The 11,833-nt window shown below is 64.4% G+C and carries 10 protein-coding genes, 1 tRNA gene and 6 pseudogenes; 9 read left to right on the top strand and 8 right to left on the bottom strand.

The features are described from left to right. Positions 1-210 precede the first annotated feature (210 nt). Positions 211-957 carry an MBL fold metallo-hydrolase gene (locus tag M5I08_RS05840; protein WP_219065598.1) on the bottom strand — a complete coding sequence of 249 codons (747 nt, stop codon included), beginning with the start codon at positions 955-957 and terminating at the stop codon, positions 211-213. Positions 958-1,136: 179 nt separating this feature from the next. Between M5I08_RS05840 and M5I08_RS05835 the strand changes: the two genes are divergently transcribed. Next, complete coding sequence (locus tag M5I08_RS05835; protein WP_219065597.1) at positions 1,137-1,520, top strand: hypothetical protein; 384 nt, start codon at positions 1,137-1,139, stop codon at positions 1,518-1,520. A gap of 340 nt (positions 1,521-1,860) precedes the next feature. On the opposite strand, the gene M5I08_RS05830 is transcribed toward M5I08_RS05835, so the two are convergent. Continuing rightward, a tRNA-Thr gene (locus M5I08_RS05830) sits at positions 1,861-1,935 on the bottom strand. 188 nt (positions 1,936-2,123) lie between these two features. Here M5I08_RS05830 and M5I08_RS05825 point away from each other — a divergent pair. Together M5I08_RS05825 and M5I08_RS05820 are read left to right on the top strand one after the other, a co-directional pair. Beyond that, positions 2,124-3,416, top strand: a complete 1,293-nt coding sequence (locus M5I08_RS05825; protein WP_249763150.1) for a hypothetical protein — start codon at positions 2,124-2,126, stop codon at positions 3,414-3,416. Beyond that, positions 3,413-3,595: a hypothetical protein gene (locus M5I08_RS05820; RefSeq protein ID WP_249763149.1), complete on the top strand. Its 183-nt coding sequence runs from the start codon at positions 3,413-3,415 to the stop codon at positions 3,593-3,595. Before M5I08_RS05825 ends, M5I08_RS05820 begins: the two co-directional genes overlap by 4 nt. Positions 3,596-3,664: 69 nt before the next feature. On the opposite strand, the gene M5I08_RS05815 is transcribed toward M5I08_RS05820, so the two are convergent. Then, the gene (locus M5I08_RS05815) at positions 3,665-4,393 is read right to left on the bottom strand and encodes a hypothetical protein (protein WP_219065732.1); all 729 of its coding nucleotides are present in this window, start codon (positions 4,391-4,393) and stop codon (positions 3,665-3,667) included. A 115-nt stretch (positions 4,394-4,508) separates the two neighbouring features. Here M5I08_RS05815 and M5I08_RS05810 point away from each other — a divergent pair, with 115 nt between their 5' ends. Together M5I08_RS05810 and M5I08_RS05805 are read left to right on the top strand one after the other, a co-directional pair. Beyond that, positions 4,509-5,228 carry a response regulator transcription factor gene (locus M5I08_RS05810; RefSeq protein ID WP_219065596.1) on the top strand — a complete coding sequence of 240 codons (720 nt, stop codon included), beginning with the start codon at positions 4,509-4,511 and terminating at the stop codon, positions 5,226-5,228. A 21-nt stretch (positions 5,229-5,249) separates the two neighbouring features. Further along, entirely contained in the window at positions 5,250-6,710 is a 1,461-nt protein-coding gene (locus M5I08_RS05805; protein ID WP_219065595.1) for a sensor histidine kinase, read from the top strand. A gap of 42 nt (positions 6,711-6,752) precedes the next feature. Here M5I08_RS05805 and M5I08_RS05800 read toward each other — a convergent pair whose 3' ends face one another. After that, a complete protein-coding gene (locus tag M5I08_RS05800) occupies positions 6,753-7,157 on the bottom strand; it encodes an HIT family protein (RefSeq protein ID WP_219065594.1) in 405 nt (134 codons plus the stop codon). Between the two features lie 172 nt (positions 7,158-7,329). Between M5I08_RS05800 and M5I08_RS05795 the strand changes: the two genes are divergently transcribed. After that, positions 7,330-7,878: a YceI family protein gene (locus M5I08_RS05795; protein ID WP_219065593.1), complete on the top strand. Its 549-nt coding sequence runs from the start codon at positions 7,330-7,332 to the stop codon at positions 7,876-7,878. Positions 7,879-7,959: 81 nt separating this feature from the next. Here M5I08_RS05795 and M5I08_RS05790 read toward each other — a convergent pair. The 3 genes and pseudogenes from M5I08_RS05790 to M5I08_RS05780 all read right to left on the bottom strand — a co-directional run. Beyond that, positions 7,960-8,405: pseudogene (locus M5I08_RS05790) on the bottom strand (ketosteroid isomerase family protein). Positions 8,406-8,506: 101 nt separating this feature from the next. Then, positions 8,507-9,634 (bottom strand): NDMA-dependent alcohol dehydrogenase, encoded by a 1,128-nt coding sequence (locus M5I08_RS05785; protein WP_219065592.1) that lies wholly within the window; start codon positions 9,632-9,634, stop codon positions 8,507-8,509. 132 nt (positions 9,635-9,766) lie between these two features. After that, a pseudogene (locus M5I08_RS05780) lies at positions 9,767-10,050 on the bottom strand (nuclear transport factor 2 family protein); the annotation flags it as partial. A gap of 24 nt (positions 10,051-10,074) precedes the next feature. Between M5I08_RS05780 and M5I08_RS05775 the strand changes: the two are divergent. The 3 pseudogenes from M5I08_RS05775 to M5I08_RS05765 all read left to right on the top strand — a co-directional run. Next, a pseudogene (locus M5I08_RS05775) lies at positions 10,075-10,540 on the top strand (SDR family oxidoreductase). Further along, a pseudogene (locus M5I08_RS05770) lies at positions 10,537-11,162 on the top strand (NAD(P)-dependent oxidoreductase); the annotation flags it as partial. The pseudogenes M5I08_RS05775 and M5I08_RS05770, both read left to right, overlap by 4 nt. Continuing rightward, a pseudogene (locus M5I08_RS05765) lies at positions 11,158-11,256 on the top strand (carboxymuconolactone decarboxylase family protein); the annotation flags it as partial. The pseudogenes M5I08_RS05770 and M5I08_RS05765, both read left to right, overlap by 5 nt. Positions 11,257-11,369: 113 nt before the next feature. Here the strand turns inward: M5I08_RS05765 and M5I08_RS05760 are convergent. Beyond that, a pseudogene (locus tag M5I08_RS05760) lies at positions 11,370-11,708 on the bottom strand (cytochrome P450); the annotation flags it as partial. Positions 11,709-11,833: the final 125 nt, after the last annotated feature.

Genomic DNA, 11,833 nt, shown 5'->3' with positions numbered 1-11,833 from the left:
TGACCCCCGGGCTGCAGTTTGCGCGGACGTTTAATGCCTGACGTCTAGCATGCGGCAGGCTGCTGTGTAACGCGTTTTGAGCCAGATACCGGGACAAGCCTACAGCGCGGGTATAAAGCAGCTGCTACCAGCGATAACACCTCTTAGCAGGTGGCAACGTTCGGCGGATGGAACCGCCTGTTCGTGACCAAATCTTGGTGTTCCGGCTGGCTACAGCTCCAGAACCGCCCCATCGGTGGCGCAGACAGCGGCGGCGAACTGTGCTTGCGCGGCAGCCGCGGTGCGTTCGGGCACGCCGGGCAGTGGATGGTTGTGAGTGATGATCAGGCGTGCAACACCGGCCTGCGCGGCGATGACGCCGACCTCGTCACCGGAGGTGTGGCCGCGCTCGGCGTCGACCGGTTGCCACGCTTCGTGCAGCAGTGTGGTCACGCCCGCTGTGCGGCGGATGGTCTCCGGGTCGAACTCGGTGTCGGTGCAGTAGGCGAAACGGTCGCCCACCCGCAAGCCAGCCGAGGGCAAACTATGTCGAGTCTGCTCCCACGTCACCACCTCGTGACCGGCGAAACTCAAAGTTTCCCAACCCAACTCAGCCCAACGTGCCGGCGCAACCGGCGAGGCCGTCTGAAGCGGGGAAGCGAGTAGCTGTTCCTCCAGGATCGAGCGGGTGGGCCGGCCGTAACACAGCGAGCCGGGGCCGGCGATCGTCAGTTCCCGGTCGCCCAGCCCCCGCGCGCTGACCAAGCCGAGCCCCGTTACGTGATCGAGATGAAAGTGGCTGAGCACCACGGTCACCGTCTCGACACCATCCAGCAGCGACGGGTTGATGTGCAGCGTGCCCAGGCCGGTTCCGGCATCCAGCACCAGAGCTTGGGTGCCGGAGGTGATCAGGTAGCAACTCGTCTGCCGCGAGCTGGTGGGAATCCAGCCACCGCTACCGAGAACCGTCAACCTCATGGGTAGAGAACCTAATGGGTCCGAAACCAATTGGGCGCCAAAGCAGCTGATGATCATTACAAAGAGACGTCCCTCTGTAAAGCAGGCCAGCCCGCCCTCGGCGCTACCGCCGCGATCTCGTGGATGAACGTCGCGCCAATCTCAGAACGGCGCACCAGTGTTCACGCATACTGGGGAGCATGAGGATAAGCGGGGCGTTCCTGGCCGAGAAGACCGAAGCGTTTGACAACAAGCTAAACGTAGTGGGCGGCGTGATATCCAAGTACAAAGTCGGCCCCGACCGAGTAGCGCAGTTTGACCTCGCGGTGTTGACGCAAGGGGACACCGGCGATGCGGATCGCCTAGTGGTCATCGAGGTCTTGCCACCCGACGGCGGACAACTCATCCATATGCACCGCGAGCTGCCGGCAAACCTCACGAACGCGGATGCGGGCTTTGCCTGCTTCCAGCTCCGGCTTACGTTGAATTCGAATGGGCGGTGGACCGTTGCGATGCGTGGAGCAGCGGGAGAAGTGTCGCTGCCGCTGACGGTGAGTGGTCCCCTGCCGCGCAGTAGGCCCTAGACACCTCGCAGCGGGGCGTGCGGGCAGGGATTCGACGATGTCAGCGGCGGCGCGTCCAGATGACGATGCCGATGACGGCTGCCAAGACGACTACGGCCACGACATCGCCTACATGGCCATTGACATCCTCGCAATCCGATCTTCTCGGCGACGTGCTAGATCGACAGGCCATCACTAATCACGGCCATCACGGCCCGTCACCTCTGCTCGGCCACGCTTAACTCCCTCATCTAGGGAGTGTCAAGGATCAACCGAAACTGCTGTAAAGGATCAGCCGAAACACTGTCAGGCGTCACCCGGAACTGAAATGTCACGCATCATCCGAGATAACACAGAAGCTTGGAGCCTCCTGTCAGGATTGAACTGACGACCGCTCGCTTACAAGGCGAGTGCTCTACCACTGAGCTAAGGAGGCCGGTTTTAACCGGTGCCAAGCCTAGCCGGGCTTCGCCCCATCCCGATGGGCATGCTGGCTGGTGTCGCTTTGGGGGCTTGGGTTCGGACGGGATGAAGACCCTGGTCGAAATGTGTCGATCGGGTGTATGAACCGCCTGTAGCGGTTGGTGGGCCGTTGCCGACCGCCCGTCCGAACCGGAGCCCATCATGACCGTAGCGCGCAGTGCCGGGGCTGTCTTGTCCGATCACGCGGTGTTCGAGATCGAGTCGATCGACCGGATGTACTGCAATGTGCGGGTGCCGCGGCTGGCCTACGGCGCCGGGGTGCAGGGCTTCTTCGTGGGCCATCGCGGCCACAACTACGCCTGCGCCGCGTTGATGGATCCGATGACCAAGGCGTTCGTCGCCGACGTCCACGGCTTCATCGCCGCACGAGGCCTGGAGTTGGTGTCGTTCGGCAAGGAACGCAAGGACGATGCGGCCCAGGAGTTCCTGGCCCGATTCACCGGCGCCGAGGGCGTGTTGTTCGTCGGGCGGGCGCAGGACAAGGCGCTGGCGTGGCGCACTCAGCGCCGTTACAACCAGGCTGGGGAACCCTACGCCTGGCTGGTGCGCTCCGCGGCGTTCATCAACAACTTCTACTTCTATTGCGTCGATGAAGATTTCGGGCCGTTCTTCCTCAAGTTCAGCACGTACTTCCCCTACACCGCCAAGCTGTGCATCAACGGCAACGAATGCGCCAAACGCCAGGCCGCGCACGCCGGCATCGGGTTTACCGCGCTGGATAACGGGTTCGCCGCGGTCGACGACGCGGCGGGGTTGCAGGCGATCTGCGACAGCCTGAGGCCCGAGCAGATCGACGCGCTGCTGCGCAAGTGGCTGGCCATCCTGCCCAACCCGTTCACCGACGAGGATGAGGCCCCCGGCTACCGCTACGAACTGTCGATCCTGCAGGCCGGGTTCTCGCTCACCCAGATGCTCGACGCGCCGGTGTCCGGGCGGATCTTTTTCGAGCAGGTCATCCGCGACAACCTCGACATCGGCCGCCCCGATCACGTCGCGTTGATCTTCGACCGCCGAATCATCAACGGCCGCAAACGCAAAACCCCGGGCCGGTTCCGCACCCGGGTGATCACCAACGGTGTCACCGCGAGCCTGCACGTCGACTACAAGAACACCAACATCAAGCAGTACCACAAGCAAGGGAGGGCGCTGCGCACCGAGACCACCATCAACAACCCCCACGACTTCGGGGTCGCCAAACGGCTGACCAGCCTGCCCGCCCTGCGGCAGCCCGGCTTTTCCGCCAACCGGCGCCTGCTCGGCGTCCAAACCATCAGCCGCGACCCGATCCGCGGCGCGCAAGCCTTCACCGACCTGACCACCCCCGCCGTCACCGACTCCGCCACCCGCATCGCCGGGTTGCGTTTCGGCGACAACCGTGTTCACGCCCTGCTGCGGGTCCTGCTCGTCTCCCCCGCACCCGCCACTACCACGTGACCGACACCGGACTCCAGCACGCGTTGCTGTTCACCCACGCCCACGACCACCTACTGCGCACCGGCCTCGCCCAGGTCCACGACTCCAGCCCGCCACGAAAAACCAACCTGCACAACGCCGCCCGCGCCTACCAAGCTGACTTCGACGAACTCACCCACCAGGCTCGACTCGCCGCCTGACCCCTCGCGGCTCGACGGGTGTACTTGACTCAAAACTCACGGCTGCGCCGCTTAAGCTTCGCTAACGGCTTACTCGTCGTGATCGATGACGCGCTGCGAACGCACCGCCCGCGGCGACGGGCGGCGTGATGGCCGGCGGCCGGGCAGCGGAATCCGGTCGGCAATGTTGCTGAGCGGGTTAACCACCATGGTCAGCGACATCACGGCGTCCTGCAGCGTGGCGATGGCCGGCTCCAGCGCTTCCATCCCCGGCGCCAGCCGGCTCAGGGTGTCGGCGACGTCGGCGAGCTGCTCGAGCGGCCCGTGGCGGGCGGTCAGCTTGTCGATCAGCCCGCCCTCGGCCAACAGCCGATCTGCCAGGCCGTTCTCGGCGAGCACCCGTTCGATCAGTCCGTCGTCGGCGGTGAGCTGATCCACCAGGCCACCGGGCTTGAGCGCCCGCTCCAGCCCGCCGCCCTCGGCGGTCAGCCGGTCAAGCAGGCCGCCCGGCGCCGTCAGCATGTCGACCACCCCACCTGGGCGCAAAAGCCGGTCGAACGGCCCGTCGGTAGCCAGCGCGCGTCCCAGCGGGGCATCGTCGTCCAACAACCGGGCCAGCCGGTTGGCCCGGATAATCGCGTCATCGATACCCAGCATGTGCGCGACAGCATTAGAACCGACCGGCGTGGCCACCTCCCCCAATGTTCGATGCGCCAGGCCAAGCGCCGACGTCGCGGCGGCGAGGCACGCATCGGCGGCCGCGAGTCCGACGCGCACAGGCGCGGCGGCGAGGGTGGCCAGGTTTTTGCCGAGATTCATCCCCCGAGCGTATTCGCGCCGGTCGCGGCCGTCAGGGACGCTCATAAAACGAACTGACAGCAAGTCCACAGCGTTTGCCGAGGCTATCTTGAGCTAAGTGCGAGCAAATGGACAGATGGCAGCGGCAATCACAGAAGAAACCACTCCCGAGGCGCGGGTACTCGTCGTCGACGACGAAGACAACATTGTCGAGCTTCTGTCGGTGAGCCTGAAGTTCCAGGGTTTCGAGGTGCACACCGCGACGAACGGGCCGGCGGCGCTGGATTTGGCCCGCGACGTCAAGCCGGATGCGGTGATCCTCGACGTGATGATGCCCGGTATGGACGGCTTCGGGGTGTTGCGGCGGCTGCGCGCCGATGGCATCGATGCGCCAGCGCTGTTCCTCACCGCCCGCGACTCGCTGCAGGACAAGATCGCCGGGCTGACGCTCGGTGGCGACGACTACGTCACCAAACCGTTCAGCCTCGAAGAGGTTGTCGCTCGGTTGCGAGTGATATTGCGGCGCACCGGCAAAGGCGTCACCGAGCGTCGCAACGCCCGGCTGACATTCGCCGATATCGAACTCGACGAGGACACCCGCGAAGTGTGGAAGGCCGGCGAACCGGTGTCGTTGTCGCCCACCGAGTTCACGCTGCTGCGCTACTTCGTGATCAATGCCGGCACCGTGCTGAGCAAGCCGAAGATCCTCGACCACGTCTGGCGCTACGACTTCGGTGGTGACGTCAACGTCGTCGAGTCCTATGTGTCGTATCTGCGCCGCAAGATCGACACCGGGGAAAAGCGCCTGCTGCACACGCTGCGCGGTGTCGGCTATGTGCTGCGCGAACCTCGGTAACACTCGGCGCAGAATAACGGGATGCCGAGAAGGCTTCGGGGCTCGCTGTCGCTCCGCCTCGCACTGGTCGCCGCGCTGCTGCTGCTGGCGGCATGTGGGCTGACAGCCTCCGGCATCGCGGTCACCGCAATCCTGCAGCACAGCCTGATCAAGCGGGTCGACCAGACGCTGTTGGAGGCGTCGCGCGGCTGGGCACAGGCGCCGCGGGGGTCGTTGCCGGTGCGCCGGGGGCCGACGCTGGAACGCCCGCCGTCGAACTTCTACGTCCGTTACATCACCATGGACCGACGCACCACGACGGTCGTCAACGACCGCAACGCAGAACCTGCATTGCCCGCCAACAACGACGTCGGCCCCGAGCCGACGACGATCGGATCAGTGGACAACTCCGGCGTGCAATGGCGGGTGGTGTCGGTACGCGGACCGACCGGTCGGCTGGTCACCGTCGCCTACGACCTGTCCGACATCCAGCAGACGGTCCGTTCCCTGGTTTTGCTGCAATTCGGCATCGGCGCGGCGGTGTTGCTGATCCTGGGCTTGGCCGGGTCGTGGGTGGTGCACCGAAGCCTGAAACCACTGACGGAGGTCGAAAAGACCGCTGCGGCGATTGCCGCTGGCCAGCTCGATCGCCGTGTGCCCGAACGTGATCCGCGGACCGAGGTGGGTCGGCTTTCCCAGGCGCTCAATGGAATGCTCGCTCAGATCCAACAGGCGTTCGCGTCGTCTGAAGCCTCGGCGGAGAAGGCGCGGAGTTCGGAGGAACGGATGCGACGCTTCATCACCGATGCCAGCCATGAACTGCGCACCCCGCTGACCACCATGCGCGGCTTCGCCGAGCTGTACCGCCAAGGCGCCGCCCGCGACATGGAAATGGTGATGTCGCGAATTGAAAGCGAATCGCGCAGGATGGGCCTGCTGGTTGATGATCTCCTGCTGTTGGCCCGGCTTGACGCGCAGCGGCCGATCGAGCACCACCGGGTGGACCTGTTGGCGCTTACCAGCGATGCCGTACACGACGCGCAGGCGGTCGCGCCGAACCGCAAGATCACCATGGAGGTGCTCGACGGTCCCGGCATCCCCGAGGTGCTGGGCGACGAGCCCCGGCTGCGTCAGGTGCTTGGCAACCTGGTGACCAATGCTCTGCAACACACGCCGGAATCCGCCGACATCACTGTGCGGGTCGGCACCGACGCCGACGACGCGATCCTGGAGGTCATCGACGAAGGCCCCGGCATGAGCCAGCAGGACGCGCTCCGCATCTTCGAACGGTTCTATCGCACCGACTCGTCGCGCGCGCGCACCAGCGGCGGCAGCGGCCTGGGGCTCTCGATCGTCGACTCCGTCGTCAATACTCACGGCGGCATCGTCACCGTGACCACGGCGCCAGGGCAGGGCTGCCGCTTTTACGTCAGCCTGCCGCGCATCGCCGACGTGCCCAACCGCGCCACCCGCTCGGCGCGCAGAGTCGGACAATCACGCTGAACGGCTGCCCGCAGACAACGGATCTAACCCACCGGTCCGGGCTCAGGTTAGCTCGGCAAGCGCTGCCTTGATCTTGGCCTGCGCTTCGTCGAGAGATGCCGGCGACGGATTCTTGTCGACGTTGGCGAAGCCGAAATCGCTCAAGCTGCGCGTCGGGAAGACGTGGATGTGCAGGTGCGGGACCTCAAGCCCGGCGATGATCACGCCGGCGCGCTTTACGTCGAACGCCCGGCAAACGGCCCTACCGATCAGCTGTGCCACCGACATCACCCGGCCAAACACGGCTGAGTCGATCTCCTGCCATTGATCAAGCTCTGCTCGGGGCACGACGAGCGTGTGTCCCTGCGTCATCGGCTGGATGGTCAAGAAACCGACGACCTCGTCGTCCTCATAGACGAACCGGCCCGGCAGTTCCCTGTTGATGATCTTAGTGAAGACACTGGCCATGCGTCCCAGCTTATGAGTCCCGCCGCACCTGCTGTTGTCGCCACGGCATCTGACGCACTTCGCTGTTACGGACCGCCCCCGAGGACTATCGTCGATTGTTAGCTGGTGCGAATGCCGTCGGGTTGGCAGCGGCGCTGCACAATCAACCCGCGCTGATACGCAGGGAGATGACATGTTAGCTGTCACAACGTTTCTCAGCAGCCCCGAATCGGTGGGCATTTGGACCGCGGTTCCGCAGCGATCCCGCATCCGGTTCGAAAACAAGACGATGTGGGGCGCGATGAAGGTGCGCGGCGAATTCACCGAATTCAGCGGCAGCGGGCAAATTGAGGACGCTCGAACGGTATCCGGCCGAATCGAAGTCAAGGCCGCCTCGGTGCGCACCGGGTTGGGGAAACGTGACGAGGATCTGCGTTCGGCGGCCTTCTTCGATGTGGAGAGGTACCCGAACATCACCGTTGACGTCGCCGGCGGTGAGCCCATCGATGACGACACCGTCCGCCTGAACGCCACTTTGACCGCCAAAGGCATCACAGCCCCGCTGCCGCTGCAGGCCCACGTCGAGGTGCTCGGCGACGGCGAGGTGTGCCTGACGGCGCAGACGACGGTTGCGCGCAAGCAGTTCGCGGTGGAAGGGAACATGTTCGGCATGGTGGGCGCCAAGACGACATTGAAGGTCAGCCTGGTGTTCGCTCACGAGAGCGCCCAGGCGCCCAAGTGAGCAGCTTACGCCGCCCCGCCGATCGACGCCGAAAGTTGGTCACCGACCACGGCGGTGAGTCGTGGTGGTCTCGGTATCCGATCAAGACCGGCACTCCTGTGAGCCGAATGTCATCGTGTCGAGGCTCCAGTAGCCGCGCATATTCGTGATCAGGCCGGCGTCGTTGACCTTATAGGTGAACACGCCGCGCACCTTGCTGGTGATTCCATTGTCAAACTTGCTGCGCAGCACCAGGATATGCGCGATCTCGCATACGTCGCTGGATGGAAATGTCTCTTCGCAGGTGATCGTCAGCTGGTTTGCGGCGATGTTGGTGTCGTAGAACCCGGCGACCCCGTCCTTCCCGCACACGCCGGCGCCATCGGGGTTGGTGATGGCCCGCCCGATCGGGTCCTCGACCGGTCCTCGACGACGACGTCGTCGGCCATCAGCGCCAGCCAGCCCTCCCGGTCGTGGGCCTGCACGCAACGCCACGACGACTGTGAGGCCCTCAGCGCGGGGGACTGTTGAACGGTTTCGGCGGACATTTCGTTTTCCTATCGCTAACGTCGAGCGTCCACTTATTGCACGCTTCGGGCGAATCGGGTCTCATAACCGGCCACTCGACAGAGAGCGGAACGCCCCGCGACTACCGGTCGGCGTCGGTGTAGCGGATGACGCCGCGAATGTTCTTGCCGTCCAGCATGTCCTGGTAGCCGTCGTTGATCTGCTCCAGCTTGTACTGACGGGTGATCATGTCGTCGAGGTTGAGCCTGCCGGCCTTGTACATCGACAACAGCTGCGGGATGTCGTACTGCGGGTTCCCGCCGCCGAAGATGCTGCCCTGCAGGTTCTTTTGCGTCAGAGTCAGCATCGCCAGGTTCAGATTGACCTTGTTGTCCAGCAGGCTGCCGATGGCGGTCAGCACGCAGGTGCCGCCCTTGGCGGTCATGATCATGTAGTTCTCGATGTCGGCGCCGTGCAGTTCACCGACAGTGACGATCACTTTCTTGGCCATCAGGCCGTAGGTGACTTCCATGATGCCGCCGAGCCCGGTGTTGATGTCGGGGTAGACGTGGGTGGCGCCGAACTTGAGCGCCTGGTCACGCTTCCACTCGACCGGGTCGATAGCGAAAACGTGGCGGGCGCCGGCGTTGACCGCCCCCTGCAGGGCGGCCGTCCCGACCCCGCCGATCCCCACGATCGCGACATCGTCGCCGGGGCGGATGTCGGCGGTGCGGACCGCCGAGCCGTAGCCGGTGGTCACGCCGCAACCCACCAGGGCGGCCACATCGAACGGCACCGAGGGATCGATCTTCACCACCGAACTCTTGTGCACAACCATGTACGGGGAGAACGTCCCCAGCAGGGTCATCGGAAACACGTTTTGGCCGCGGGCCTGGATCCGGAACGTCCCATCGCTTACCGCGGCGCCGTTGAGCAGTCCGGCCCCCAAGTCGCAGAGATTGCGCATGCCCGACTGACAGGTCGCACAGCTGCCGCAGGACGGGATGAAGGACAGCACCACATGGTCGCCCGGTGCGATGCCTTCCACGCCGGGGCCCACCTCAGCGACGATGCCGGCGCCCTCGTGGCCACCGAGAACCGGAAAGCCGCCCATCGGGATGCCACCGGTCACCAGGTGGTGGTCGGAGTGGCACATCCCGGCCGCTTCCATCTCGATCTTGACCTCGTCCTTCTGTGGGTCGCCGATCTCGATTTCCTCGATGGACCACGGCTGGTTGAACTCCCAGATCAGCGCGCCCTTTGTTTTCATGCAAGACCTTCAGTCGGCGGAAGGGACCGCCCTGGACCGGACGGCAATTTAGAACGTGTTATTATTCGCAGCTCATTATGACCTGCGTCACTGTGCGGTAAGCAAGGGGGGAAGCGTCAGCTGTGGCGGTGATCACCAGCTGGGTACCGGGGCCGGTCCCAGCGGGTAGTAGCCGGGTAGCTTCTCGCCGGCCATGCTGCGTGCGATCCGCTTCTGCAAGCCGGCGCTCAGATCGCCGGACTCGATGAGGGTCGCGAACATCTTCGCGACATGGCCGAAGTCGAAGAAATCGGGCTGCCAGTCGATGAGTTTGTCGGCGTTGAGCCGGAACCAGCTGCCCCCGATGCCGTAGATCTCGTCTTGGCTGCCGTCGGTCTGGTTGACAATCCGCTTCAGAAGCCGACGATTTCACCCTGAGCAACGCTGCGATCTTCGGGGGCATGAAGCTGGAGTTTCTGCTCACTGTCGATCCTGAGTACTTCAAGAAGTTCATCAGCGTGAACCTCGACGGCGCGCTGTGGTGTACCCGCGCGGTGTACAAGAAGATGGCCAAGCACGGCGGCGGCGCAATTGTCAACCAGTCGTCCACCGCGGCGTGGTTGTACGCGAATTTCTACGGCCCGGCCAAGGTCGGCATCAACGGTCTGACCCGACAACTCTCCCGCGAGCTGGGTGGCCAGAAGATCCGAATCAACGCGATCGCACCCGGGCACATCGATACCGAGGGCCAGTCGCACCACTACGCCCAAGCAGATTGTCGACGACATCGTCAAAGGTCTTCCGTTGTCGCGCATAAGTACGCCTGCGGATCTGGTCGGCATGTGGCTTTTCCTGTTGTCCGATGAGGCGTCGTGGATCACCGGGCAGATCTGCAATGTCGGCGGCGGGCAGATAATTCGATCATGACCGGCACTGTGAAGCTCGGCTACATCGGGCTGGGCAATATGGGTGCCCCAATGGCCGAACGGCTGGTCGATTGGCCCGGCGGTGCGACGGTCTACGACATCAGCACCGAGGCGATGACGCTGCTGGCGAAGCGGGTGCGACGCTGGTGGACAGCGTGGCCGACGTCGCGGCCGCGGACATCATCAGCGTGACCGTTCTCGACGATGCCCAGGTGCGGGAGGTCGTCGGCGAGCTGGCCGCCAACGCAAAACCGGGCACCGTCATCGCGATCCACTCGACGATCAGTGACGCGACAGCCGTCGAACTTGCCGAGCAGCTGCAACCGCAAGGCATTCACATTGCCGACGCACCGGTCAGTGGCGGCGCCGCGGCTGCCGAGAAGGGCGAGCTCGCCACCATGGTGGGTGCCCAGCGTGACGTCTACGAAAAGATCAAGCCGGCGTTCAAGCTGTGGGCGTCGATGGTCATCCGCGCCGGCGGCCCGGGAGCCAGAACCCGAATGAAGTTGGCCCGCAACATGTTGACGTTCACCTCCTACGCCGCGGCGTGCGAAGCCATGAAGCTGGCCGAGGCGACCGGCCTGGATTTGCAGGCGCTGGGCAAGGTGGTGCGCCATGTTGACTGCGGTGACCGCCATCGGAAATCGCGGCCTGGCCGAGATTCAGATCAACGCCGCACTGCTCAACGGCGAACTCACCGAGACCGATCTCAAGGAGACGTTCTGCGCACTGAGAACTCCGCGGTGCGCCACCACCGCGCCGACCCAACGCCGCAGCTCGTCGTCGCGCCGTGCCGGCCGGCCCGGATCGACGACGAACGACTGGATGATCAGATTCGCACCAATACAGCAGTGGGCGCCGTTGCCGCCGAATGCCAAGTGCGGATTGCGATTACGCAAAATATTGAATTCGAATGGCCGGTCGAAGACCTCTTCGTCAAAGTTGGCTGAGCTGTAGAACAGACCGGCTCGCTGGCCTTTTCGGATCGTGACACCGCCGACCTCGACATCTTTGCGCGCGACGCGCTGGCAGCAATGCATTGGCGTAGCCCAGCGGACGATCTCGTCGACGGCGGTGTCGGAGCGCTGGTGTTTAGACAGCTCCCACTGGTCGGGATACTCGAAAAAGGCGTTGCGGCCGTGGGCCAGGGCGTTGCGGGCGGTCTGATTCCACCAGACCGGCGCGGTCTTGCGGAGCTCAGCGTATTCGGTGATGGGCACCCGCGTCGGAGCACGTCGGGATCGGTGAAGTCGAAGCCTGCCCCGAACGGGCACACGCTCGGTGTGGTTGCCAT

The organism is Candidatus Mycobacterium methanotrophicum (assembly GCF_023515995.1).
Lineage (GTDB): Bacteria > Actinomycetota > Actinomycetes > Mycobacteriales > Mycobacteriaceae > Mycobacterium > Mycobacterium methanotrophicum.
This window is presented reverse-complemented; position numbering and strand designations above follow the sequence as displayed.